The sequence below is a fragment of the Mycobacterium sp. NPDC003323 genome, from assembly GCF_053589535.1.
In genome coordinates this window covers 473,233-497,482 of sequence record NZ_JBSFSB010000002.1, presented here as the reverse complement: position 1 = coordinate 497,482, position 24,250 = coordinate 473,233, and the positions used below count along the sequence as shown (strand labels likewise).

The 24,250-nt window shown below is 68.3% G+C and carries 21 protein-coding genes; 16 read left to right on the top strand and 5 right to left on the bottom strand.

Annotated elements, in window-relative coordinates:
* Both prrA and ACWDUN_RS09185 read right to left on the bottom strand, forming a co-directional pair.
* Complete coding sequence (gene prrA / locus ACWDUN_RS09190; RefSeq protein ID WP_449927809.1) at positions 1-714, bottom strand: two-component system response regulator PrrA; 714 nt, start codon at positions 712-714, stop codon at positions 1-3.
* A gap of 37 nt (positions 715-751) precedes the next feature.
* Positions 752-1,495: a potassium channel family protein gene (locus ACWDUN_RS09185; protein WP_449927617.1), complete on the bottom strand. Its 744-nt coding sequence runs from the start codon at positions 1,493-1,495 to the stop codon at positions 752-754.
* A gap of 145 nt (positions 1,496-1,640) precedes the next feature.
* On the opposite strand from ACWDUN_RS09185, the gene ACWDUN_RS09180 reads away from it, so the two are divergent.
* Both ACWDUN_RS09180 and ACWDUN_RS09175 read left to right on the top strand, forming a co-directional pair.
* Positions 1,641-3,428, top strand: coding sequence for an ABC transporter ATP-binding protein (locus ACWDUN_RS09180; RefSeq protein WP_449927614.1), 1,788 nt, complete (start codon positions 1,641-1,643; stop codon positions 3,426-3,428).
* Complete coding sequence (locus ACWDUN_RS09175; RefSeq protein ID WP_449927611.1) at positions 3,425-5,245, top strand: ABC transporter ATP-binding protein; 1,821 nt, start codon at positions 3,425-3,427, stop codon at positions 5,243-5,245. Before ACWDUN_RS09180 ends, ACWDUN_RS09175 begins: the two co-directional genes overlap by 4 nt.
* On the opposite strand, the gene ACWDUN_RS09170 is transcribed toward ACWDUN_RS09175, so the two are convergent.
* Entirely contained in the window at positions 5,242-6,057 is an 816-nt protein-coding gene (locus tag ACWDUN_RS09170; RefSeq protein ID WP_449927608.1) for a response regulator transcription factor, read from the bottom strand. The two genes, ACWDUN_RS09175 and ACWDUN_RS09170, sit on opposite strands and share 4 nt — an antisense overlap.
* A gap of 59 nt (positions 6,058-6,116) precedes the next feature.
* Between ACWDUN_RS09170 and ACWDUN_RS09165 the strand changes: the two genes are divergently transcribed.
* The 6 genes from ACWDUN_RS09165 to ACWDUN_RS09140 are packed head-to-tail and all read left to right on the top strand — an operon-like array spanning position 6,117 to position 13,395.
* Positions 6,117-7,823 (top strand): AMP-binding protein, encoded by a 1,707-nt coding sequence (locus ACWDUN_RS09165; protein ID WP_449927606.1) that lies wholly within the window; start codon positions 6,117-6,119, stop codon positions 7,821-7,823.
* Between the two features lie 10 nt (positions 7,824-7,833).
* A complete protein-coding gene (locus tag ACWDUN_RS09160) occupies positions 7,834-9,441 on the top strand; it encodes an AMP-binding protein (protein WP_449927603.1) in 1,608 nt (535 codons plus the stop codon).
* A 14-nt stretch (positions 9,442-9,455) separates the two neighbouring features.
* The gene (locus tag ACWDUN_RS09155; protein WP_449927600.1) at positions 9,456-9,833 is read left to right on the top strand and encodes a hypothetical protein; all 378 of its coding nucleotides are present in this window, start codon (positions 9,456-9,458) and stop codon (positions 9,831-9,833) included.
* A gap of 21 nt (positions 9,834-9,854) precedes the next feature.
* The gene (locus ACWDUN_RS09150) at positions 9,855-10,715 is read left to right on the top strand and encodes a rhomboid family intramembrane serine protease (RefSeq protein ID WP_449927597.1); all 861 of its coding nucleotides are present in this window, start codon (positions 9,855-9,857) and stop codon (positions 10,713-10,715) included.
* Positions 10,716-10,735: 20 nt separating this feature from the next.
* Positions 10,736-11,386: a hypothetical protein gene (locus ACWDUN_RS09145; RefSeq protein ID WP_449927595.1), complete on the top strand. Its 651-nt coding sequence runs from the start codon at positions 10,736-10,738 to the stop codon at positions 11,384-11,386.
* Positions 11,387-11,388: 2 nt separating this feature from the next.
* Positions 11,389-13,395 carry a YhgE/Pip family protein gene (locus tag ACWDUN_RS09140; RefSeq protein WP_449927807.1) on the top strand — a complete coding sequence of 669 codons (2,007 nt, stop codon included), beginning with the start codon at positions 11,389-11,391 and terminating at the stop codon, positions 13,393-13,395.
* A 14-nt stretch (positions 13,396-13,409) separates the two neighbouring features.
* Here ACWDUN_RS09140 and ACWDUN_RS09135 read toward each other — a convergent pair whose 3' ends face one another.
* Entirely contained in the window at positions 13,410-13,805 is a 396-nt protein-coding gene (locus tag ACWDUN_RS09135) for a DoxX family protein (RefSeq protein WP_449927592.1), read from the bottom strand.
* 223 nt (positions 13,806-14,028) lie between these two features.
* On the opposite strand from ACWDUN_RS09135, the gene ACWDUN_RS09130 reads away from it, so the two are divergent.
* Both ACWDUN_RS09130 and ACWDUN_RS09125 read left to right on the top strand, forming a co-directional pair.
* A complete protein-coding gene (locus ACWDUN_RS09130; protein WP_449927805.1) occupies positions 14,029-14,733 on the top strand; it encodes a response regulator transcription factor in 705 nt (234 codons plus the stop codon).
* Entirely contained in the window at positions 14,733-16,268 is a 1,536-nt protein-coding gene (locus ACWDUN_RS09125) for a sensor histidine kinase (protein WP_449927803.1), read from the top strand. The genes ACWDUN_RS09130 and ACWDUN_RS09125 overlap by 1 nt, the downstream gene beginning before the upstream one ends.
* On the opposite strand, the gene ACWDUN_RS09120 is transcribed toward ACWDUN_RS09125, so the two are convergent.
* Positions 16,191-17,636 carry a carboxyl transferase domain-containing protein gene (locus ACWDUN_RS09120; protein WP_449927589.1) on the bottom strand — a complete coding sequence of 482 codons (1,446 nt, stop codon included), beginning with the start codon at positions 17,634-17,636 and terminating at the stop codon, positions 16,191-16,193. The genes ACWDUN_RS09125 and ACWDUN_RS09120 overlap by 78 nt on opposite strands.
* Positions 17,637-17,661: 25 nt before the next feature.
* Here ACWDUN_RS09120 and ACWDUN_RS09115 point away from each other — a divergent pair, with 25 nt between their 5' ends.
* From ACWDUN_RS09115 to ACWDUN_RS09090, 6 genes are read left to right on the top strand one after another with little or no spacing between them, the layout of a single operon-like run.
* The gene (locus ACWDUN_RS09115; RefSeq protein ID WP_449927586.1) at positions 17,662-18,396 is read left to right on the top strand and encodes an enoyl-CoA hydratase; all 735 of its coding nucleotides are present in this window, start codon (positions 17,662-17,664) and stop codon (positions 18,394-18,396) included.
* Positions 18,396-19,505, top strand: a complete 1,110-nt coding sequence (locus ACWDUN_RS09110) for an MBL fold metallo-hydrolase (RefSeq protein ID WP_449927583.1) — start codon at positions 18,396-18,398, stop codon at positions 19,503-19,505. The genes ACWDUN_RS09115 and ACWDUN_RS09110 overlap by 1 nt, the downstream gene beginning before the upstream one ends.
* 18 nt (positions 19,506-19,523) lie before the next feature.
* The gene (locus ACWDUN_RS09105) at positions 19,524-21,098 is read left to right on the top strand and encodes a serine hydrolase (protein WP_449927580.1); all 1,575 of its coding nucleotides are present in this window, start codon (positions 19,524-19,526) and stop codon (positions 21,096-21,098) included.
* Between the two features lie 5 nt (positions 21,099-21,103).
* Positions 21,104-23,467, top strand: coding sequence for a cation-translocating P-type ATPase (locus ACWDUN_RS09100; RefSeq protein WP_449927801.1), 2,364 nt, complete (start codon positions 21,104-21,106; stop codon positions 23,465-23,467).
* A gap of 9 nt (positions 23,468-23,476) precedes the next feature.
* The gene (locus ACWDUN_RS09095; protein ID WP_449927577.1) at positions 23,477-23,722 is read left to right on the top strand and encodes an antitoxin; all 246 of its coding nucleotides are present in this window, start codon (positions 23,477-23,479) and stop codon (positions 23,720-23,722) included.
* On the top strand, positions 23,723-24,154 hold the full coding sequence (locus ACWDUN_RS09090; protein WP_449927574.1) for a type II toxin-antitoxin system Rv0910 family toxin: 432 nt from the start codon (positions 23,723-23,725) through the stop codon (positions 24,152-24,154).
* Positions 24,155-24,250 lie beyond the last annotated feature (96 nt).

Here is a 24,250-nt window from a genome sequence, read left to right as displayed (position 1 = left end):
TTATTGCGTCCGCAGCACGAAGCCCACACCGCGCACGGTGTGCAGCAGCCGGGGCGCGCCGCCGGCCTCCAGCTTGCGGCGCAGGTAGCCGATGAAGACGTCGACGACATTGGTGTCGGCCGCGAAGTCATAACCCCACACCAACTCCAGCAGCTGGGCGCGCGACAACACCGCGGTCTTGTGTTCGGCCAGCACGGCGAGCAGGTCGAACTCGCGCTTGGTCAGGTCGACGTCGGTGCCGTTGACGCGGGCGCGACGGCCCGGGATGTCGACCTCCAGCGGGCCCACCGATATGGTCTCCGAGGAGAACGTCGCCGTCGACCCGCGCCGGCGCAACAGCGCCTTGACCCGCGCCACCAGCTCCTGCAGCACGAACGGCTTGACCAGGTAGTCGTCGGCGCCGGCCTCCAGACCGGCCACCCGATCATCGACGCTGGTGCGCGCTGAGAGCACGCAGACCGGGACGTCGTTGTCCATGGCGCGCAGCGCAGTCACCACGCTGACCCCGTCGAGCACCGGCATGTTGATGTCCAGGACGATCGCGTCCGGACGGGTCTCGGTGGCGCTGCGCAGCGCCTCGGCGCCGTCCACGGCGGTGGATACCTCGAAACCGGACAGCCGCAGGCCGCGTTCCAACGAGGCGAGTACGTCGGGATCGTCATCGACGACGAGGACCCGAGGCGAGGTCGTGGCGCCACTTTCCATGCCGCCAATACTGCCCCATGGCCGTCGGCGGCTGGGGGATGCTGCGTCACGCGTCGGTGTCGGCGGCCCGCTCCCGCGTCAGCCGCCGTACCTCGGCGCGCAGTTGCTCGATCTCGTCGAGGACCTCCTGGATATGACCGGTGGTCACGGCGTGGTCGGCGGCCCGATCGTCGGACACGCGCTCGACGATCCAGGACGCCAGGGTGGCCGTGATCGAACCGACCAGCGTGATCCCGCCGATCATCAGGAAGACCGCCACCACCCGACCGGTTGTGGTGACCGGCGTCAGGTCGCCGTAGCCGACCGTGGTGATGGTCGTGATCGACCACCACAGAGCCTCGCCGAAATCGGTGATCAGCGCCTCGGGCTCGGCACGTTCGGCATCCAACACCGCCAGCGAGGCCACGAATACCAACAGGACCGCCCCGAAGACCGTGTAGAGCACGACCTTGCCGCGGATCGCGCTGCCCGCGGCGCGCTGCAGCACCTTGATCAAGATCACCAGGCGCAGCAGTCGCAGCGGCCGCAGCAGCGGCAGTACGACGATCGCCAGGTCGAAGAGATGGCGATAGAACCATTTCCACCGCTCCGTGGCCAGGCTCAGGCGCACCAGGTAATCGGTGGCGAATATCAGCCAGGCCGCCCAGACGATGATGTCCAACGCGGAGCCGCGCGGCTGGGCCAGCACCTCGGTGGCGTAGGCTGCCAGAAAGATCAGCGCCACGCCTGCCAGCGGCCACTCGGTGCGCTTCTCCCACTCCTGCAGGTTCAGCGTTCTCTGCACATACACGTCTCTCGACGCTAGCGGTGGCTCGGCGCGGGAACCAATTGACCTCATCCATTGTTGAGGTTTTACGTTGGCGGGGCGACGGATAAACCGGTTGTCGGTGCCGTGCGCTAGAACCGAAGATGAGTCGGGGGGAGGAGGTGGTGACGTGGCAGGGCTTGATTCGGTACCGGCGATCGCGCCGCCGCCCCGGCGCATCCGCGCCTCCTCGGACATCCTGCGGTTGCTGCCCTACCTGAAGCCCTACCGGGTGCGCTGGATCGCCATGGTGATCGCGGCGTTCGTCAGCCTCGGCGCCACGGTGTCGGTGCCGCTGCTGACCAAGGCCGTCATCGACGGGCCGGTGCGGGAGAAGGACTCCGCCGGGCTGTGGACGCTGGGGCTGGCCGCGATGGCGCTGCTGATCACCGAGGCCGTGCTGTGGTTCGTCCGGCGCTGGTTGGTGGCCCGCGCCACGATGGGTGTCGAGGCCGATATCCGCAAGGACCTCTACGCGCGGCTGCAGGTACTGCCGATGTCGTTCCACGGCAACTGGCAGTCCGGGCAGCTGCTGTCGCGGGTGATGAACGACCTGTCCGCGATCCGGCAGTTCCTGTCCTTCGGGCTGCTGTTCTTGATGCTCAACATCGTCCAGATCATCGTGGTGACGGCGATCCTGCTGAGCATGTACTGGCCGTTGGGTGTCGTGGTGATGGTGGCGATCGTGCCGATCACCGTGACGATCCTGCACTTCCAGCGCAAGTTCACCCGGCTGTCGCGGCAGTCGCAGGACCAGGCCGGCAACGTCGCCACCCACGTCGAGGAATCCGCGCTCGGGCTGCGGGTCATCAAGTCCTTCGGCCGCGAGGAGTACGCCTACCGCGGCTTCGACGAACGCGCCAAGAGCCTGTTCGACACCGAGATCCGCAAGGTCGGGGTGTCGGCCAAGTTCTGGACGCTGCTGGAGGTCATCCCGAACATCACGCTGATCATCGTGCTGGGCTTCGGCGCGTACGCCGCCGGGCACGGCCTGGTCACCATGGGCACCCTGGTCGCGTTCATCACGATGATGCTGTCGCTCGTGTGGCCGATCGCCTCGCTGGGTTTTCTGCTGTCGATGACGCAGGAGTCGATGACGGCGGCCAACCGCGTCGCCGAGATCTTCGACGAACCGCGCACCATCGCCGACGGGGAGGTCGCCGAGTCGCCGCGCGGTGGCCGGTTGGAACTGGTCGACGTCGGGTTTCGGTTCCCGGACTCGCAGGAGTGGGCCCTGCGGCATGTGAACCTGACCGTCGAGTCGGGGGAGACGGTCGCACTGGTCGGCGCCACCGGGTCCGGCAAATCGGTGCTGGCCTCGCTGCTGTCGCGGCTACACGACGTCACCGAGGGCGCCATCCTGGTCGACGGCACCGACATCCGGGATCTTTCGCTGCCCGCGCTGCGGCACACCGTGGCCACTGCGTTCGAGGACCCGACGCTGTTCTCCATGTCGGTCGCCGAGAATCTGCGCCTGGGTAACCCGGAGGGCACCGACGAGGACCTGGCGCGCGGGATCGACGTGGCTTCGGCCGACTTCGTCTACGACCTGCCGTTCGGACTGGACACCCGCATCGGTGAGCAGGGCCTGAGCCTGTCGGGTGGTCAGCGGCAACGTCTTTCGCTGGCGCGCGCGATCATCGCCGACCCACGCATCCTGGTGCTCGACGACACCCTGTCCGCCCTGGACGTGCACACCGAGGCCGAGGTCACCGAGGCGCTGGGCCGGGTGCTGCGTGACGTCACCGGCATCGTGGTGGCCCACCGCGCGTCCACGGTGCTGCTGGCCGACCGGGTCGCGCTGTTGGAGGACGGCACCGTCACCCGGGTAGGCACGCATGCCGAGCTGCTGGCCGATGCGCCCGAGTACCGCTACCTGCTGGCCGCCGATGAAGAACTCGCCGAGGCCGGCCAGTGACGACCACGGACTGGCGGGGCCAAGCGGTCTCCGCCGACGATGAGAACCTGCCCATCGACGAGTCGGTGTCGCGCCGGCGCGAAGCCCGCTCGCTGCTGGGTTCGCTGCTGCGGCCGTACAAGAAGGTCGTCGCGGTGCTGGCCGTCGTGGTCGTGATCGAGAACGCCGCGCGGCTGTCGGTGCCGCTGCTGGTGCAGCGCGGTATCGACCACGGCATCCCACCGATCGTCGACGGTGGCTCGTCCCGCGAGCTCATCCTGATCCTGGCCGCGCTGTGCGGCGTCGTGACGGTGCAGGGCACCGGCCGGATGTACTTCCTGCGCCGCTCCGGCCGGATCGGCCAGGAAATCCTGATCGAGCTGCGCCGCAGACTGTTCCGCCATTTCCAGCGTCTGGATGTGGCCTTTCACGACCGCTACACCTCGGGTCGGGTGGTGGCGCGTTCCACCAACGATGTCGACGCCATCCAGGACATGCTGGCCACCGGCTTCGACGGCCTGATCACCGCGGTGCTGACGATGTTCGGCACCGCCGTGCTGCTGGTGGTGCTGGACTGGCGGCTCGGGCTGGTGTGCCTGACGGCGTTCCCGATCCTGGTGCTGCTGACATGGTGGTTCCGCAACGAGTCGTCCAAGACGTACCTGAAGGTCCGCGAGGCCGCCGCGCTGGTGATCGTGCAGTTCGTCGAGACCATGACCGGCATCAAGGCCGTGCAGGCCTACCGTCGCGAGCCGCGCAATCAGCAGATCTTCGAAGACGTCGCCGATCGGTACAAGAACATCAACGAGCGGGCCTTCAAGCTGCTGGCGGTGTTCATGCCCGCGGTGCGGTTGACGGGCAATATGACCACCGGCGCGGTGCTGTTGTACGGCGGCTACCTGGTGCTGGAGGACGAGATGACGCTGGGGACGCTGACGGCGTTCCTGCTGTATCTGCGAATCTTCTTCGAGCCGATGCAGGAGATCTCGCAGTTCTTCAACACCTTCCAGTCCGCCTCGGCGGCGCTGGAGAAGATCGCCGGGGTGCTGGCCCAGGATCCCGGCATCAAGGATCCGGAGCATCCGGTGCGGCTGGCCGATGTGCAGGGGCACATCACTTTCGACGATGTGCACTTCTCCTATGTGCCGGACCGTCCGGTGCTGCCGTCACTGACGCTGGACATTCCGGCCGGGCAGACCGTCGCGCTGGTCGGCACCACCGGTGCCGGTAAGACCACGATCGCCAAGTTGCTCGCGCGGTTCTACGACCCGGTCAGCGGCGCGGTCACCCTCGACGGAGTCGACCTGCGTGATGTCGCGCAGAGCGAGTTGCGCAAGCAGGTCGTGATGGTGACCCAGGAGAACTTCATGTTCGAGGGGACGATCGCCGACAACATCCGGTTCGGCCGGCCGTCGGCCTCCGATGCCGAGGTGCGCGAAGCCGCGGTGGCGGTCGGTGCGGACCGGTTCATCGACGGGCTGCCCGACGGGTTCTTGACCGATGTCGCCAAGCGCGGCGGGCGGCTGTCGGCCGGGCAGCGCCAGCTGATCGCGTTCGCCCGCGCGTTCCTGGCGGATCCGGCGGTGCTGATCCTGGACGAGGCGACGTCGTCGCTGGACATCCCGAGCGAGCGGATGGTGCAGCGCGCCATGACGACCGTGCTGGCCGACCGCACCGCGGTGGTCATCGCACACCGGCTCTCGACGGTGCTCAGTGCCGACCGGGTGCTGGTGCTCGAGCACGGCGAGGTCATCGAGGACGGGCCGCCGGGCGAGCTGATCGACGCCGGGGGACGGTTCGCCGGATTGCATCGGGCTTGGGTCGAGTCGCTGGCTTAAGGCACCAGCCCGGCGCGCCTTGCCTTCGAGACGGCCTCGTGCCGGGTCTTTGTTCCGAGCTTCCCGGCGGCGCTGCGCAGGTAGCTTTTGACGGTTTCGGTCTTCAACGAAAGTCGTTCGGCGGCCTCGGCATTGGTGCAGCCCAGCGCCACCTGCGCCAGTACGTCGAGTTCACGGGGTGTCAGATGGAACTCCGACGCGGCGGGCGCCGACAGCAGATCCGCCAGCCGATGCAACTCGGCGGCGGTGTCGGCGTCCGTGCCGGCGGCCAGCGTGCGCAGCCCGGCGTAGACCTCGCGGACGGTCTCCGGATTGGCCGCGCCGGTCGCGCGGGCGTCGAGCAACCGCATCCGGCGGTCCACCTCGTCGCGCACCCGCAGCTCGTGGGCCAGTCGCCGCGCCGAACCGACCATCAGATCCGCGGCCAGCCCGCCGAACGGCGCGCCCGACCGGTAGGCGCCGTACAGCATGGCCCGCGGCACCCCGTCGACCACGACCGGCACCGCGAGCACCGACCGGATGCCCTCGGTGAGCACCGGGGTGTCGTAGTCGTGGGTGATGGTCGCGGCGTTGCGATAGTCCGACACCGCCAGCGGCCGGCCGGCCACCATGCTGGCGCCGCCGAGCCCGGAGTTCGACCGGACCACCAGCCCACGCAGTCCGCCGGTGCGGGTGCCGACGAACTCGGTCAGCAGCAGCGCGTCATCGTGCACCTCGCCGCCGAACAGCACCGGCACGTCACCCTCGGCGGCCACCCGGCGCAGCTCGGCGCGCACCGCGTCGGTATCGCGGGGGCGGAGCAGGGACTGCACGGGTGTTCCCCTCTTTCGGGGGTAGCGGGCGGACAAGTGTGACCTAGATCCTAGTCGTCATGAGCACCAACACCGATCTGTATCGCGCCGCCCGCGATCACCTCGTGGCCGTGATCAGCGATTATGACAAGGCCGTGGCCACCTTCTCGTGGCCCGAGATCACCGGCACCTTCAACTGGGCCATCGACTGGTTCGACGTCATCGCCGCCGGTAACGACCGCCCGGCGCTGTGGATCGTCGAGCAGGACGGCTCCGAGACCAAGGTCAGCTTCGCCGAGATGGCACAGCGCTCCGACCGCGTTGCGACCTGGCTCAAGGGTCTCGGCGTCGACAAGGGCGACCGCGTCATCCTCATGCTGGGCAACCAGGTCGAGCTGTGGGAGGCCATGCTCGCGATCGCCAAGCTCGGCGCGGTCGTCATGCCCACCACCGGCGCGCTGGGCCCGGCCGACCTCGAGGACCGCATCACCCGCGGCGGCGCCGGGTTCGTCATCGCCAACGCCGCTGATGCGTCGAAGTTCGACGAGGTGCCCGGCGACTACGTCCGGATCAGTATCGGAAATGTCGAGGGCTGGCACTGCTACGCCGACGCCTACGACGCCGAGCCCGGCACGCACCCGACGGTCACCACCGTCGACGACCCGCTGCTGGTCTACTTCACCTCCGGCACCACCAGCAAGCCCAAGCTCGTCGAGCATTCCCAGGTGTCCTACCCCGTCGGCCACATGTCGACGATGGCTTGGATCGGCGTGACGCCCGGTGACGTGCATCTGGCCATCAGCTCACCGGGCTGGGCCAAGCACGCCTGGAGTTGCTTCTTCGCACCGTGGATCGCCGAGGCCACCATCTTCGTCTACAACTACGGCCGCTTCGACGCCGCGGATCTGCTGCACCAGATCCGCCGCGCAGGCATCAACACCTTCTGCGCCCCACCGACGGTGTGGCGGATGCTCATCCAGTCCGATCTCGGTGCCAAACCCGAAGGGCTGCGCGAGATCCTGGGCGCCGGCGAGCCGCTGAACCCCGAGGTCATCGGCGCCGTCGAACGTGCCTGGGGGCTGACCATCCGCGACGGGTTCGGCCAGACCGAGACCACCCTGCAGGTCGGCAACACCCCCGGCCAGCCCGTCAAACCCGGCTCGATGGGCCGGCCCATGCCGGGCGTGCCGGTCGTGCTGGTCGATCCGCTGACCGGTGAGCTCGCTGACGAGGGCGAAATCTGCCTGGATCTGAGCACCCGACCGGTGAACCTGATGACCGGCTACCTCGGCGACCCGAAGCGCAACGATGCCGTGATGTCCGGCGGGTACTACCACACCGGCGACGTCGCCAGCCGCGACGCCGACGGCTACATCACCTATATCGGCCGCACCGACGACGTGTTCAAGTCCAGCGATTACAAGGTCTCGCCCTTCGAGCTGGAGAGCGTGCTCATCGAGCACCCGGCGGTCGTCGAGGCGGCGATCGTCCCGCAACCGCACGACACCCGGCTGGCCATCCCCAAGGCCTATGTCGCTCTGGCCGACGGCTGGCCCGCCGACTCCGAAACCGCCCGGGGCATCATGGAATACGCCCGCGATCACCTGGCGCCGTACCTGAAGGTGCGCCGCGTCGAGTTCTTCGAACTGCCGAAGACCATTTCGGGCAAGATCCGGCGCGTCGAACTGCGCAGGCGCGAAGATGAGGCACACGGGTCGGGCGCGCCGATCGACACCGAATACCGCTACGAGGATCTGCTGGGCGAGCGAAGCGACGGGAAGGAATGAGGTGGACCAGATGAAGAGCTATGACGCCGGGCCGACCACGACGCCCATCATCGAAGAGACCATCGGCGCGAACTTCGAGCGCACCGTCGCCGCACACCCGGATGTCGAGGCGCTCGTCGACGTCGCGCAGGGAAAGCGCTGGACCTACCGCGAACTCGACGACGAGGTGAACATCGTCGCCCGCGGCCTGCTCGGTCGCGGTATCGCCAAGGGCGACCGGGTGGGCATCTGGTCACCGAACCGCTCCGAATGGACCATCGTCCAGTACGCGACCGCCAAGGTCGGCGCCATCCTGGTCAACATCAATCCCGCCTACCGCACCCACGAACTGGCCTATGTGCTCAACCAATCCGGCGTGCGGATGCTGATCTCGGCCACGGAGTTCAAGACCAGCGACTACGTCGTGATGGTCGCCGAGGTGCGCGACGAGGCGCCGGCGCTGAGCGAGGTGATCTTCCTCGGCACCGGAGACTGGGAGGCGCTGCGCGCCGACGCCGTGGACGCAGAAGAACTGGCCGAACGGCAGCGGGCGCTGTCCAACGCCGATCCGATCAACATCCAGTACACCTCGGGCACAACGGGTTTCCCGAAGGGCGCCACGCTGTCGCACCGTAACATCCTGAACAACGGCTTCTTCGTCACCGAGGGCATCAATCTGGCACCCGGTGATCGGCTGTGCATCCCGGTGCCGTTCTACCACTGCTTCGGCATGGTGATGGGCAACTTGGGCTGCACCACCCACGGTGTCACCATGGTCATCCCCGCGCCCGGATTCGACCCGGGCATCACGCTGGAAACCATTGAACGCGAACGGTGTACCGGCGTGTACGGGGTGCCGACGATGTTCATCGCGATGCAGAACCATCCAACCTTCGGTGACCGGGACCTGTCGAGTTTGCGGACCGGCATCATGGCCGGCGCGGTCTGCCCCATCGAGGTGATGAAGCGCTGCATCAACGACATGCACATGGCCGAGGTGGCGATCGCCTACGGCATGACCGAAACCTCACCGGTGTCGTGCCAAACCCTGCACGACGACGATCTGGAGCGGCGCACCGCGACCATCGGCCGCGCCCACCCGCACGTCGAAGTGAAGATCATCGACCCGAACATCGGCGCTGAGGTGGAACGCGGTGAGCCCGGCGAGTTCTGCACGCGCGGCTACTCGGTGATGCTCGGCTACTGGGAGGACCCGGAGAAGACCGACGAGGCCATCGATCACGACGGCTGGATGCACACCGGCGACCTCGCGGTCATGCGCGAGGACGGGTACTGCACGGTCGTCGGCCGGATCAAGGACATGGTGATCCGCGGGGGCGAGAACGTCTACCCCCGCGAGATCGAGGAGTTCCTCTACACCCATCCCGACATCGAGGACGCCCAGGTGATCGGGGTGCCCGACGCCAAGTACGGCGAAGAGATCTGCGCCTGGATCAAGATGAAGCCGGGCGCCGATGCCCTGGACGCCGACGCGGTCCGGGCGTTCGCCGAGGGCAAGCTCGCGCACTACAAGATCCCGCGCTATGTGCACCTGGTCGACGAGTTCCCGATGACGGTCACCGGCAAGATCCGCAAGGTGCAGATGCGTGAGGAGACCGCGCAGATTCTGGGGCTGTAGGGAAGAGTGGGCACATGGCAGTCTGCGGCCGGCGGGTCTGCGCGGTGCTCGCGGTCATCTCCGCGGTCCTGCACCTGGCCATGCTCGGGCACGCCGGCAGCGTTCTGCTGGCCGCCGCGATCGCCGCGATGGCACTGACCTGTCTGTTCTGCGGCTTCGAACTGTGGCGTGGCGGCTCCGTGCGTACCTGGTGTGTGGTTGCGGTGATGAGCCTGGCCATGGTCGGTGTGCACTGGTCGGTGCCGAGCCACAGTCACGGTGCGGTGGATCTGCCGGTTGAGCCGATGAGCGCTCTGATGGTGGTGGCGACGACGGTTTCGGTGATCGAGGCGGTCACCGCCACCGCGGTGCTGTGGGTGCTGACCCGCCGCCGTGGCGCCGAGCCGGTCTGAGTCATCGGCCAGAATGGAGGCATGACGTCACCGCAGGCCCCGGTCTGTTACCGCCATCCCGGCCGCCAGTCCTATGTCCAGTGCACCCGGTGCGGGCGCTATATCTGCGGGGACTGTATGCAGTCGGCAGCGGTGGGCCACCAGTGCCCGGAGTGTGTGTCGGCCGGCGCGGCCACCATCCGGCCCGTGCAGGGCCGCTTCGGCGGGAAGGTCGCGGGGGAGACGCCGGTCATCACCTACGCGCTGATCGCGATCAACGTCGTCATGTTCGTGCTGCAGATGGCCTCCGGCCGGCTGGAGAACGAGCTGACGCTGTGGCCGCCCGCGGTCGCCGACGGCCAGTACCACCGGCTGGTGACATCGGCGTTCCTGCACTACGGCATCGCCCACATCCTGTTCAACATGTACGCGCTCTACGTCATCGGCCCGTCGCTGGAGCGGCTGCTGGGCCGGGTGCGCTTCAGTGCGCTCTACGGTCTGAGCGCGCTCGGCGGATCGGTCCTGGTCTACCTGATCTCGCCGCTGAACACCGCGACCGCCGGCGCCTCGGGCGCGGTCTTCGGCCTGTTCGGCGCGATTTTCGTGGTGTCGCGGCGGCTCAACCTCGACGTGAAATGGGTCATCGGCCTGATCGTCCTCAATGTGGTGTTCACCTTCGCCGCCCCGCTGATCGGTGCCGGCGCCATCAGTTGGCAGGGCCACCTCGGCGGGTTGATCACCGGCGGCCTGGTCGCCGCCGGCTTCGTCTACGCGCCACGCGCACAGCGCAATCTGGTGCAGGGCGCGGTGGCCGGTGCGCTGTTGGCATTGTTCGTTGTGCTGAGCTGGTGGCGGACAAACGAATTGCTGGCGATGTTCGGCGGGTACCTGCACCTGAGCTGATGCTGTGTTGAGATTGGACGGTGTCAACTGATGCTGCACCGGCCGTCGTCGCCAGGGGAATCCGCGTCAAGGGTCCGTGGGGGCCGGTGTACGGCCCCATCGATCTGGATGTCGACGCCGGCGGGGTCACCGCGCTGATCCACCCGGCCGGCACCGGCCGCACCGCCCTGCTGCTGACCGTGGCCGGCCGGATGCGCTCGGAGGCGGGCACCATCACGGTGTTCGGGCGTACCGATGCCCGCAAGATCTTCGCGGTCGCGGCGCTGGCCAATATCGACCGCCTCGACAAGATCGCCGAATCGGTCACCGTCGGTGACCTGATCACCGAGCAGATGCGCTGGGACGCACCGTGGTACCGGTTCATCGGCAAGGCCGACGCCGCCGACCTGCACAACCTCTGCGCACCTACCTTCGGTGATGTGCCGTTGCCGGATCTGGCGGCCTACTTCGACCAGATCGGTGAGCTGGCCCAGGTGTTGCTGCGGATCGCGCTGGCCAACACCAGAACCCCGCCGCTGCTGGTGGTCGGTGACCTCGACGGCATCACCGATGACGACAACCGCGCCGTGGTGCTGGAGCGGCTCACCGCCCTCGGTGAGCAGCAGACCGTCGTCACCGCCTCCGCCAACCCGGTACCCGAAGCCCGTGCGCAACTGAAAGTGAGTGAGTGATCATGCTGGCCGGAATGTCGCTCGGCACCGACCTCAAGCGTTTCTCCCGCGGTGCCATGCCGCGGATCGCCCTGGTGACGGTGGTTCTCATGCCGCTGCTCTACGGCGCGATGTACCTGTGGGCATTCTGGAATCCGTTCGACGCGGTGAACAAGGTCCCGGTGGCGCTGGTCAACGAGGACACCGGGACCGAGGTGGACGGTAAACCACTGGACGCCGGCAAGCAGGTTGCCGACGCCCTGGTCAGCTCGGGACAGCTTCAGTTGCATCAGGTTTCGGCGTCCGAAGCGGCCGACGGGTTGAGCAGCGGTAAGTACTACTTCACCGTCACCCTGCCCGAGGACTTCAGCGCCGATATCGCCTCGCCGGCGGGCGGTTCACCGCAGCAGGCGCAGATCGACTTCGCGTTCAACGACGCGAACAACTATCTGGGCTCGATCATCGGGCAGAACGCCGCCCGCGAGGTCATCAACCAGGTCAACGCCAGCATCGGGCAGCAGACCGTGGGCACCGTGCTGACCGGCCTGACCGATGCCGGTGCAGGTCTGGTGCAGGCCGCCGACGGTGCCCAGCAACTGGCCACCGGCAACGCACAGGCCAACGACGGCGCTCGGCAATTGGCCGCGGGCACCGGTGAATTGACCGCTGGACTGGTCACGGCGCGCGACGGGTCGGCCCAACTGATGGCCGGCACGCAACAGTTGGCCACCAAGGTCGATGAGGCGACCGGTCCGTTGTTGGAGATGCTGGATCGCGTCGGCGGCCTGCAACTCGATCCGAACGAGGTAGGTCTACTGGCACAGCGGCTCAGTGCGGCGGTGCGCTCCACCACCGACCGCATCGCCGCGCTGAATATCGATCAGGTGCACGCCGCGGCGCTGGTCGACCAGGCCGTCGGCATGCTGCAGACCAATCCGGACCCGACGGTGCGCCACGCCGGTGACGTGCTGTCCGGGGCGCAGCGGCTGCTGCGCGCCAACGGTATCGATCCGGCCACCGACGACGGGTTGAACCGGTTGCGTGACAGCGCCTCTCGGCTGGAGGGCGAGCTGGGTGATCCGAACAGCAAGCTGCGGGTGTTCATCACCCGCGCACTCAACGGTGGCCTTCGCGACGATGTGGCGCAGCTGCGCGACGGCGTCGATCAGTTGAACAACGGTGCCCACCAGCTCAACAGCGGACTGGTGCAGCTGGCCGCGGGCGGGCGGCAACTGTCGGCCGGCGCAACCGAGCTCGCCGATGGCACCCAGAAGCTCGCCGACGGCAGCGCGGAGTTGGCCGGCAAGCTGAGAGAGGGCTCGACCCAGGTGCCGTCCTGGACCCCGGCGCAGCGCACCGACATTGCGCGGACCATGGCGGCACCGGTGGCGTTGGACCTGCAGACCGACAATCCGGCCGCGACCTTCGGGACCGGCTTCGCGCCGTTCTTCCTGCCGCTGGCCCTGTTCATCGGCGCGCTGATCATCTGGATGCTGTTGAAACCCACGCAGTCCCGACCCATCGTGCAGGGCCTCGGTGCGCTGCGGGTGGTGCTGGCCTCCTACTGGCCGGCGCTGCTGATCGTCGTCTGTCAGGTCGTGGTGATGTACGTCGTGGTGCACTTCGGTGTCGGGCTGCAGGCCAAGTACCCGCTGGCGACCGTCGTCTTCCTGTTCCTGATCGGGGCGACGTTCCTGGCGGTCATCCAGGCATTCAACGCCGTGTTCGGGGTGTCGGTGGGCCGCGTGGTGACGCTGGCGTTCCTGATGCTGCAACTCGTCTCGGCCGGCGGTATCTACCCGGTTGAAACGACGGCCAGGCCGTTCCAGATCCTGCACCCGTTCGACCCGATGACCTATGCCGTCAACGGTTTGCGGCAGACCATCGCCGGCGGGGTGGACTCCAGGCTGTGGATCGCCATCGCAGTGCTCGGCGGGCTGCTGATCGCGGCGCTGGCGGCCAGCTCATGGGCCGCCCGCCGTGACCGGCAGTACACGATGGAACGGTTGAACCCGCCGATCGAGGTGTGAGCGCGCGGCGCACCCTAGCGCCGAACGGCCAGTGCGCCTGGGCCGGTGAAGACCAGCAACAGGAAGAAAAAGCTGTACAGCGCCGCGGTCTCGCCGCCATTGTCGATGGGCCAGAACGCTTCCGGGAAATGCATCCAGAAGTAGGCGACGGCCATCATCCCGGATGCGATGAACGCCGCCGGGCGGGTGAACAGGCCGATCGCGATCAGCAGGCCCAGCGCGATCTCCAGCACCCCGGCCCACCATGCCGGCCAGGTCCCGAAGGCCACCGGTGATCCGCTGGGGAAACCGAACAGTTTCGCGGTTCCGTGCATGGCGAACATCAGGGCCACGATGATGCGGAACACGCCGAGCACGACGGGAGTGGTCGACGAGAGGCGCGAATCGATCGTTGCCGTGGAGGTGGTCATGAGGTCTCGACCCTTTCGGTGGATATGTGAACGGGCCCGTCCCCGCTGACGGAACCCTGACCGGCACGCGTCCCAGTCAACTGGGTGACGAGCGCCGGCGCGTGACTCTCATAGACGATTCAAATGTTCTGAACGGCCCTTCAGCGGCGACAATGGAGCGGTGAGCACCACACCCGTCGACGACCACGCGCCGCGTCGCGCCATCCTCGGCCAGCTGCCACGGATGTACCGCGCCGACGGGTCCCCGATCCGGGTGCTGCTCGTCGACGACGAACGCGCACTGACCAATCTGATCCGGATGGCACTGACCTATGAGGGCTGGGAGATCGACGTCGCGCACGACGCCGCCGAGGCCGTCGCCAAGTACCGGGAGCACACCCCCGACCTGTTGGTGCTGGACATCATGCTGCCCGACACCGACGGGCTCGGGGTACTCGCCCGGATCCGCGAATCCGGCACCTACACCCCGACACTGTTCCTCACCGCCCGCGATTCGGTGGCCGACCGCGTCACCGGCCTGACCGCCGGCGGCGACGATTACATGACCAAACCGTTCTCCCTGGAGGAGCTCGTCGCGCGGCTGCGCGGGTTGCTGCGCCGCACCGCCTATCTGACCCCGGCCGAGGACGAATCGCTGACCGTCGGTGATCTGTCCCTCGACGTCGCCAGCCGCGAGGTCCGCCGCGGTGGTGACGCGATCGCGCTGACCTCCACCGAGTTCGACCTGCTGCGGTTCATGATGCGCAATCCGCGAAAGGCGCTGAGCCGCATCGAGATCCTGCAACGCGTCTGGGACTACGACTTCGGCGGCAAGACGAGCATCGTCGACCTGTACGTGTCGTATCTGCGCAAGAAGATCGACACCGACCGCGAACCGATGATCCACACCGTGCGCGGTGTCGGGTACATGCTGCGGGCCGCCCCGTGATGCGGGTATGGCGCAGCTGGACCCTGCTGCGACAGCTCGTCGTCGGCCTCTCGCTGATGGTCATGCTCGCGGTGGCGACCATCGGCGCCATGTCGGTCCTGACCCTGCGGTCCTCGGTGCTCGGCATCATCGACACCCAGCTCGCCGCCGCGCTGCAGGGCTACGACAGCTCCGTCGTGAAGTACCGCTCCACGCCCGGGCCGGGCGGTCGACTGCCGGGGCCGGGCGAGATGAAACCGCTGGTCAACCTGATCGGCCAGGCTCAGGGCAATGTCGTGGCGCTCATCCAGGACGGGCGGGTGGTGGACTCGGCGCACTTCCTGGCCGACGCCGCCGCGCCGGCACCGGCGGAGGCGCTGGCGACCATCGAGCAGACATCGTGGGGCGACGGCCAGATCCGCACCGTCGAACTGCCCGGTCTGGGGTGGTACCGGATGGTCGGCCGGCCCGGTGACGGTGGCGAGATGCTGGTGACCGGGGTGTCGCGGACCCCGGCCTGGGAGGCGATGGTGCGCGAGACGGCCGTCGTCTCCGGACTGACGGTGCTGGCGCTGGTCGTCACCGCGCTGAGCACGCTGGCCATCGTGCGGTTCGCACTGCGGCCGCTGCACCGGGTGGCGGCGACCGCGGCGGAGGTCGCCGCACTGCCGCTGGACCGCGACAATCACGCCATCACCCCGCGGGTGCCCATCGGCGACACCGATCCGCGCACCGAGGTCGGCCAGGTCGGTGACACCCTGAACCGGCTGTTGGACCACGTCGAGGGCGCGCTGGCCGACGTCGCCGCCTCCGACCGACGCATGCGGCAGTTCATCACCGATGCCAGCCACGAGCTGCGCACCCCGCTGGCCGCCATCCACGGCTACGCCGAACTGACCCGCCAGGACGCCGCGGTGCTGCCCGAGATGACCGAGTACTCGCTGGCCCGCATCGAGGCCGAGACCCGCCGGATGAGCGCACTGGTGGCCGACCTGCTGCTGCTGGCCCGGCTCGACGAAGGCCAGGACCTCGACATGGTCGATGTCGATCTCAGCGAACTGTTGGCCGATGCCGTCAACGATGCCGCGGTGTCCGCGCCCGAACACCGTTGGCGGCTCGACGTCCCGGATCACCCGGTGTGGGTGCGCGGCGACCGGGCCCGGCTGCACCAGACGCTGTCGAATCTGCTGGGCAACGCCCGCGTGCACACGCCGGCGGGCACCACCGTGTCGGCGTCGCTAGGCGGCGGCGGCCGCCATGTCGAGCTGAGCGTGGCCGACGACGGCCCGGGTATCGACGCCGACCTGCTGCCGCACCTGTTCGAACGGTTCGTACGGGCCGACAAGTCGCGCTCCCGCGAGGCGGGCAGCTTCGGGCTGGGATTGTCCATCGCGGCATCCATCGTCGAAGCCCACGACGGCACGATTGTCGTCGAGTCCGGATCGGGCACAACGCGTTTCACGATCCGACTGCCGCGGTTACAGTCCGATCCGCCGGTACCGGTGCAGTCGGGTACCGACCCGCTCCAGGTCCGACATCGCCCGCAGCCGGTGTAGCTCTGCTGCGATGGTCGCCGAGAGCCGGTCGGTGAAGGCCCGCGGCTCGTCGGCGGCGTCGGACTGCTCGGCCACGATGACGTCGACGATGCCGTTGCGCAGCAGATCCGCCGACCGGATACCCTGGGCCGCAGACAATTCGGGGGCGTGCTCGGTATCTCGGAAGACGATCGCACTGGCGCCCTCGGGTGGCAGCGGTGCCAACCAGCCGTGCTGGGCCGCCAACACCCGGTCGGCCGGCACCATCGCCAGCGCCGGCCCGCCGCTGCCCTGACCCAGCAGCACCGACACCGTCGGCGACTCCAATGTCACCAATTCGGCCAGACACCGGGCGATCTCACCGGCCAGGCCCTCCTGCTCGGCCTCGGCCGACAGCGCCGGCCCGGCGGTGTCGATGATCGACACCAGCGGCAGCCGCAGTCCCGCGGCCAGCGCCATCCCGCGCCGGGCCTCGCGCAGTGCCTCGGGCCCCAGCATCCCCAGCCGGCGCTGGCCCAGCACCACCGCGGGCTGACCGCCGAAACGCGCCAGCGCCAGCAGCATCTGGGTCGCGTTACCGGACAGCTGCACCGGGTCGGTGGTGCCGTGCCGCAACACGTACTCCGAGCCCGGGCGGTCCGGTCGCCGCGAGGTCAGCACCGAATCCCAGGCCGGGACATCGGGCACGGGAACCGGCGCGGGCGCCTCGGGCGCGGGTCCAGGCGGATCACACAGCACCGCCAGCGTGCGGTTGAGCACGGAGCGCAGCTGCGGTAGCGCCACCACACCGTCGATGACGCCGTGGCGGTACAGGTTCTCCGCGGTCTGCACCCCGGCCGGGAACTTCTCGCCGTACAGGTGTTCGTAGACCCGCGGCCCCAGGAACCCGATCAACGCCCCGGGCTCGGCGGCGGTGACGTGGCCGAGCGAACCCCAGGACGCGAACACCCCGCCGGTGGTGGGGTGGCGCAGATAGACGATGTAGGGCAGGTGCTCGCGCTTGTGCAGTTGCACCGCCGCGGCGATCTTCACCATCTGCAGGAAGGCGACGGTGCCCTCCTGCATGCGGGTGCCGCCGGAGGCCGGCGAGGCCAGCAACGGCAGCCGCTCGGCGGTCGCCCGGGTGATCGCGGCGGTGATCCGCTCGGCGGCGGCCACCCCGATGGACCCGGCCAGAAAGTCGAACTCGCAGGCCAGCACGGCCACCCGACGCCCGAATACGGTGCCCTCACCGGTCAGCACCGACTCGTCGAGCCCGGACTTCTCGGCGGCGGCCGCCAGCTCGGACCGGTACTCGTCGGTGGTCGCGACCTGCAGCGGGGTGGTGTCCCAGCTGCGGAAGGAACCCTCGTCCAGGACGGCATCACGTAGTGCCAGCGCACTGCTCACACCAGAAGGCTAATAGGGTGGTGCCATGATCGGAGTGACCCGCGAGGGCAACGTCCTCACCCTGGAGATGCAGCGCCCCGAGCGCCGCAACGCCCTGAACGCCGCGCTCGTCGACGGCCTGCGCGAAGAGATCGAGAAGGCATCCGCATCGGACGCGCGGGCGATCGTGCTGACCGGTCAGGGCACCGTGTTCAGCGCGGGCGCGGATCTGTCCGACGCCGAGGGCGTGGCCAAGGAGCTGCCGGACAAGGCCAAGGAGCTCAACCTCGCGATCGACGCCAGCCCGGTGCCCATCATCGCCGCCCTCAACGGACCGGCCATCGGGGCCGGGGTGATCCTGGCCATGATCTGCGATCTGCGCGTCGCCGTGCCGGGCACCTTCTTCCAGTTCCCGATCGCCAAGTACGGACTGGCCTTGGACAATTGGTCCATCCGTCGGTTGGTGTCGCTGGTCGGGCACGGCCGGGCCCGCGGCATGCTGATCGCCGCCGAGCGCCTGGACCTGGACACCGCGGTGCAGACCGGCATGGTCAACCGGGTCGGCACGCTGGACGACGCGCAGGCCTGGGCCGCCGAGATCGCCGGGTACGCACCGCTGTCGGTGGCACACTCCAAACGCGTCCTCAACGACGACGGCGCCTATGAGGATCCCTGGCCCGCCCACAAGGAGGGCTTCGACAAGGCCTGGGCGAGCCCGGACGTGATCGAGGCGCAGGTCGCCCGCATCGAGAAGCGCGCCCCCAACTTCCAAGGGGCCTGATGCTCGGCCCGGCGGTCCGTGTACTGGGTGGCACCGCGGCGGTCGCCGCCGGCGGGTGGCTGTTGCGCGCCGTGCAGGGCACGCCCGCCGCGCTGGGCGCCGCCGATATCGGCGCCGCGGCGAAGAGATCGCCGAACTGGCGCGACGGGGTGTTCGTCAACCGCGAGCCGGCCTCGGAGGTGCAGCTGAGCCGGGAAGACCAGTTCGCGCTGGTGCGCGATATTCTCACCGGCGGCCGCGAGCAGCGCCCGCCCGTGGAGATCCCGCTGGTGCGCCCGGTCGCAGACAAACCTGCCGCGGACCTGGCCGCCACCTGGTACGGGCACTCGTCGGTGATGATCGAGGTCGACGGCTACCGGGTACTGGCCGACCCGGTGTGGAGCCAACGCTGCTCACCCTCGCGGGTCATCGGGCCGCAGCGGCTGCATCCGGTACCCGCCGAACTCGACGAGCTGCCCGCCATCGACGCGGTCATCATCAGCCACGACCATTACGACCACCTCGACATCGACACCGTCAAGGTGCTGGTGCGCAGTCAACGTGCCACGTTCTACGTGCCGCTCGGCATCGGCGCGCACCTGCGGACCTGGGGCATCCCGGCCGACCGGATCGTAGAGCTGGACTGGGACGAAAGCGCGCAACTGGGTTCGTTGACCATCGTGTGCACCCCGGCCCGGCACTTCTCCGGACGGTTCCTGACCCGCAATGTGACGTTGTGGTCGTCCTGGGCGCTGATCGGGCCGCGGCACCGCGCCTTCTTCGGCGGGGACACCGGCTACACGACGGGATTCGCCGGAATCGGGGACTCCTACGGGCCTTTCGATCTGACCCTGATGCCGATCGGGGCGTATCACCCGGGCTGGCCCGATATCCACATGAACCCCGAGGAGGCGGTGCGCGCCCACCGCGATGTCAGCGACGAGGGACTGTTGGTGCCGATCCACTGGGCCACCTTCCGGCTGGCACCGCACCCGTGGTCCGAGCCGATGGAACGGATGCTCACCGCGGCCGCGGCCGAGAAAGTCGCGGTGGCGACGCCGCGGCCCGGCGAGCTGGTGAGCCCGGACTCGCTCAGATCGCCCGAGAATCAAACATGGTGGCGCGGCTGAACCCGTAGCGTTGACGCCGTGAGACTGATCTTGAGCATCGTGGCGGTCACGCTGCTGCTGGCGGGCTGCGGGACGGCACCGCAACCGCCACAGCCGACGACGCCACCGTCGACGACTGCGGGCGCGGCGCCGGTGCCCCCACCGCTGGTGCCCGCGATGCCCTTGCCCGACGACGCGGTCGACAAGGCGGTCGGCGAACTGGACCGCATCGCCGACGAACTGTTGCAGACCTCCGGTGTCCCTGGCCTGGCGGTGGCCGTCGTGCACAAGGGAAAAACGGTCTACGCCAAAGGTTTCGGAGTCCGTGATGTGCGCACCGAGGAGCCGGTGGACCCCGACACCGTGTTCCAGCTGGCCTCGCTGTCCAAGCCGGTGAGCGCCACCGTCGCGGCCCGGCAGGTCGGCGAGCGGATCATCGGGTGGGACACCCGCATCGTCGACGAGCTGCCCTGGTTCGCGCTGTTTGACCCGACCGTCACCGGGATGCTCACCGTCGGTGACCTGTTCTCGCACCGGTCCGGGCTGCCCGACCACGCCGGTGATCAGCTCGAAGACATCGGCTATGACCGCCGCGCCGTCCTGGACCGGCTGCGCCAGCTGCCGCTGAAACCGTTCCGGATCTCCTACGCCTACACCAACTTCGGGCTGACCGCCGGTGCCGAGGCGGTTGCCGCGGCCGCCGGAAAGCCCTGGGAGCAGTTGGCGCAGGATTCGCTGTTCGGTCCGATGGGGATGACCTCGACCAGCTATCGGTTCGCCGATTACGAGGCCAGGCCCAACCGCGCCGTCGGGCATATCCGCGTGGGTGAGGGCGATTACCAGCCGCTGCACGTGCGCGAACCCGACGCGCAGGCACCCGCGGGCGGGGTGAGCTCGTCGGTCAACGACATGACGCGGTGGATGGCGATGGTGCTGGCCGAGGGCAAGCACGGTGACGGTCAACTGATCGACCGACAGGCACTGCTTCCGGCGCTGACCCCGCAGATCGTGTCGAGCCCGGGCAGTGAACCGGCCATGCGATCGGGTTTCTACGGTTACGGATTCAACGTGGGCACCACCTCGGCGGCGCGCACCGAACTGAGCCATTCCGGTGCGTTCGAACTCGGCGCGGGCACCAACGTGCTGATGCTGCCGTCGGCGGAGGTCGGCATCATCGCCCTGACCAACGGCACGATGTCGGGTGTGCCGGAGGCGCTGACCGCGCAGTTCGCCGATCTGGTGCAGTTCGGCGAGGTCCGCGAGCCGTGGTACGAGTTGTACTCGTCGCAGCTGCTGCCGATGAGCGATCCGGTCGGCTCGTTGGTCGGTGTGCAACAGCCCGCCGATCCCGCACCGGCACAACCACTGCCGAGCTATGTCGGCACCTACCGCAACGACTTCTGGGGGCCCGCGGTGGTGTCCGAACGCGCCGGCAAGCTGGTGCTCGGACTCGGGCCGCGCGGGGACACCGTCGACCTGGTGCACTGGGACGGCAACGTGTTCACCTTCACCTTCGTCGCCGAGAACGCGCCGCCGGGAACCATCTCCAAGGCCACCTTCGACGGTCCGCGGCTGACGTTGGAGTACTACGACGACGCGGTGTTCACCAAGTGACGACGATGATCACCGGACTCTCCGATGCCGAGGTCGCCCAGCGGATCGCCGACGGCAGGACCAACGATGTGCCGACCCGCGCCGCGCGCAGCGTCTCGGAGATCGTGCGCGCCAACGTGTTCACCCGGATCAACGCGATCCTGGGTGTGCTGTTCGCCATCGTGGTCGCCACCGGCTCGCTGATCAACGGGTTGTTCGGCCTGCTCATCGTCGCCAACAGCGCCATCGGCATCATCCAGGAACTGCGCGCCAAGCAGACCCTGGACAAGCTCGCCATCGTGGGCCAGGCCAGACCGGTGGTGCGCCGGGAATCGGGCACCCGGGCCGTCGCACCGAGCGAGGTCGTGCTCGACGACATCATCGAGGTCGGCCCGGGCGATCAGATCACCGTCGACGGTGAGGTGCTCGAGGAGAACAACCTCGAGGTCGACGAGTCGCTGCTGACCGGAGAGGCCGACCCGATCCAGAAGGACCCGGGTGACCAGGTGATGTCGGGCAGCTTCGTCGTCGCCGGCACCGGTGCCTACCGGGCCACCAAGGTGGGCCGCGAAGCGTACGCCGCCCAGCTGGCCGAGGAGGCCAGCAAGTTCACCCTGGTGAAATCCGAATTGCGCAGCGGTATCAACAAGATCTTGCAGTTCATCACCTACTTGCTGTGGCCGGCCGGGGCACTGATCATCTACACCCAGCTGTTCACCACCGACGCCGGCTGGCAGGAATCGGTGCTGCGGATGGTCGGCGCGCTGGTGCCGATGGTCCCCGAGGGCCTGGTGTTGATGACCTCGATCGCCTTCGCCGTCGGCGTCGTCCGGCTGGGTCAGCGGCAATGCCTGGTGCAGGAGCTGCCCGCCATCGAGGGACTGGCCCGGGTGGACGTGGTGTGTGCCGACAAGACCGGCACGCTCACCGAAAACGGGATGCGGGTCAGCGATCTGAAGACTTTCACAGACGTCGACGCGGCAACCGTGCTGGCCCAGCTGGCCGCCGACGACGCCCGGCCCAATGCCAGCATGGCCGCCATCGCCGAGGCCTACGCCGACGCGCCCGGCTGGACGGCGACCGCCACCGCCCCGTTCAAATCCGCCACCAAATGGAGCGGCACCTCCTACGGCGCGCATGGCAACTGGGTCATCGGGGCACCCGATGTGCTGCTGGACCCGGCCTCGCCGGAGGCCGCCGAGGCCGAGCGGATCGGCGCGCAGGGACTGCGGGTGCTGCTACTGGGGTCCAGCGACCGTGCCGTGGACGCCGCCGCCGCTCCCGGCACCGTCACGCCCGTCGCCCTGGTGATCCTGGAACAACGGGTCCGGCCCGACGCCCGCGACACCTTGGAATACTTTGCCTCCCAGCAGGTCACGGTCAAGGTGATCTCCGGCGACAACGCCAAGTCGGTGGGCGCGGTGGCCGGGACGCTGGGCCTGCACGGTGACACCGTGGATGCCCGCCGGCTTCCCGAGCAGACCGATGAGATGGCCACCGCGCTGGACACCTACACCACTTTCGGCCGGGTCCGCCCGGATCAGAAGCGGGCCATGGTGCATGCGCTGCAGTCGCGCGGGCACACCGTCGCCATGACCGGTGACGGGGTCAACGACGTGCTGGCACTCAAGGATGCCGATATCGGTGTCGCGATGGGATCCGGCAGCTCGGCGTCACGCGCCGTCGCCCAGATCGTGTTGCTGGACAACAAGTTCGCCACGCTGCCGTATGTGGTGGCCGAGGGCCGCCGGGTGATCGGCAACATCGAGCGGGTCTCCAACCTGTTCCTCACCAAGACGGTGTACTCGGTGCTGCTGGCCGCGCTGGTCGGCATCGGCGGGCTGGCCGCCCGCTTCTTCGATGGTGACCCGCTGCTGTACCCGTTCCAGCCCATCCACGTCACCATCGCGGCCTGGTTCACCATCGGCATCCCGGCCTTCATCCTGTCGCTGGCGCCCAACCACGAACGGGCCCGGCCCGGCTTCGTGCGCCGGGTCATGACATCGGCGCTGCCGGCCGGCGTCATCGTGGGTGCGGCCACCTTCATCTCGTATCTGCTGGCCTATGAGGGACGCGGGGCCACGGCCGAGCAACAGACCCAGGCCTCGACCAGCGCGCTGATCACCCTGCTGGTCGCCTCGGTGTGGGTGCTGGCCGTCGTCGCCCGCCCCTACGAGTGGTGGCGGGTGGCGCTGGTGGCGGTGTCCGGCCTGGCCTATGTGGTGATCTTCTGCATACCGCTGGCCCAGCAGACGTTCCTGCTCGACCCGTCGAATATCGCGCTGACCTCGATGGGGCTGACGATCGGTGCGATCGCGGCGGCACTGATCGAGGCGGCCTGGTGGATCGAGGGCAAACTCTCCCGCGAGCCCCGCAAGCTGTGGCGCTAGGGTTGAACCATGAGTTTCTTGGACAAGATCAAGGGCCTGGTGGCCAAGAACGCGGACAAGGTCGACACCGTCATCGACAAGGCCGGTGACCTGGTGGACAAGAAGACCCAGGGCAAGTACGCCCAGCACGTCGACAAGGTGCAGGAAGCCGCCAAGAAGGCGGCCCGCGAGCAGGCCGGTCAGCCCCAGCAACCCCCGCAGGTGCCGCCGAACCAGCAGTCGGGTCAGCCGCCGACGTCCCCGCCTGCGCCGTAGATGGCGAAGCTGTCGGTCTCCGTCGACGTCCCGCTGTCGCCGGAGCAGGCCTGGGCGGCCGCCTCGGATCTGTCCCGCTTCGACGAGTGGCTGAGCATCCACCGGGTGTGGCGGTCCACGCTGCCCGAGACCCTGGACAAGGGCACCCGGATCTCGTCGATCGTCGAGGTCAAGGGTATGGCCAACCGGGTCAACTGGACGATCGTGAACTACAAGCCGCCGGAGTCGATGACGCTCAACGGCGACGGTGTCGGCGGCGTGAAGATCAAACTGATCGCCCGGGTCAAACCCGTCGCCGAGGGGGCCTCGGTGCAACTGGACATCCACCTCGGCGGTCCCGCGCTGTTCGGACCGATCGGCATGATCGTCGCCGGTGCGCTCAAGAGCGATATCAAGCAGTCGCTCGAGCAGTTCAAGAAGGTGTACTCATAGCCCTCCAGACACGCGTAACCGGGGCTGCGGAGGCCCCGTCGACCCCGGGTACGCGAGTTTCGGCATGCACGGGCGATGAATTTCGGGGCCGGGGCG

What these genes read in the sequence shown, in the direction of transcription:
- ACWDUN_RS09115 (WP_449927586.1), top strand. Translation starts at nt 17,662, where the DNA reads ATGATCGGAGTGACCCGCGAGGGCAACGTCCTCACCCTGGAGATGCAG.
- ACWDUN_RS09140 (WP_449927807.1), top strand. Translation starts at nt 11,389, where the DNA reads ATGCTGGCCGGAATGTCGCTCGGCACCGACCTCAAGCGTTTCTCCCGC.
- ACWDUN_RS09155 (WP_449927600.1), top strand. Translation starts at nt 9,456, where the DNA reads ATGGCAGTCTGCGGCCGGCGGGTCTGCGCGGTGCTCGCGGTCATCTCC.
- ACWDUN_RS09110 (WP_449927583.1), top strand. Translation starts at nt 18,396, where the DNA reads ATGCTCGGCCCGGCGGTCCGTGTACTGGGTGGCACCGCGGCGGTCGCC.
- ACWDUN_RS09125 (WP_449927803.1), top strand. Translation starts at nt 14,733, where the DNA reads ATGCGGGTATGGCGCAGCTGGACCCTGCTGCGACAGCTCGTCGTCGGC.
- ACWDUN_RS09090 (WP_449927574.1), top strand. Translation starts at nt 23,723, where the DNA reads ATGGCGAAGCTGTCGGTCTCCGTCGACGTCCCGCTGTCGCCGGAGCAG.
- ACWDUN_RS09160 (WP_449927603.1), top strand. Translation starts at nt 7,834, where the DNA reads ATGAAGAGCTATGACGCCGGGCCGACCACGACGCCCATCATCGAAGAG.
- ACWDUN_RS09150 (WP_449927597.1), top strand. Translation starts at nt 9,855, where the DNA reads ATGACGTCACCGCAGGCCCCGGTCTGTTACCGCCATCCCGGCCGCCAG.
- ACWDUN_RS09095 (WP_449927577.1), top strand. Translation starts at nt 23,477, where the DNA reads ATGAGTTTCTTGGACAAGATCAAGGGCCTGGTGGCCAAGAACGCGGAC.
- ACWDUN_RS09135 (WP_449927592.1), bottom strand. Translation starts at nt 13,805, where the DNA reads ATGACCACCTCCACGGCAACGATCGATTCGCGCCTCTCGTCGACCACT.
- ACWDUN_RS09100 (WP_449927801.1), top strand. Translation starts at nt 21,104, where the DNA reads ATGATCACCGGACTCTCCGATGCCGAGGTCGCCCAGCGGATCGCCGAC.
- ACWDUN_RS09130 (WP_449927805.1), top strand. Translation starts at nt 14,029, where the DNA reads ATGTACCGCGCCGACGGGTCCCCGATCCGGGTGCTGCTCGTCGACGAC.
- ACWDUN_RS09165 (WP_449927606.1), top strand. Translation starts at nt 6,117, where the DNA reads ATGAGCACCAACACCGATCTGTATCGCGCCGCCCGCGATCACCTCGTG.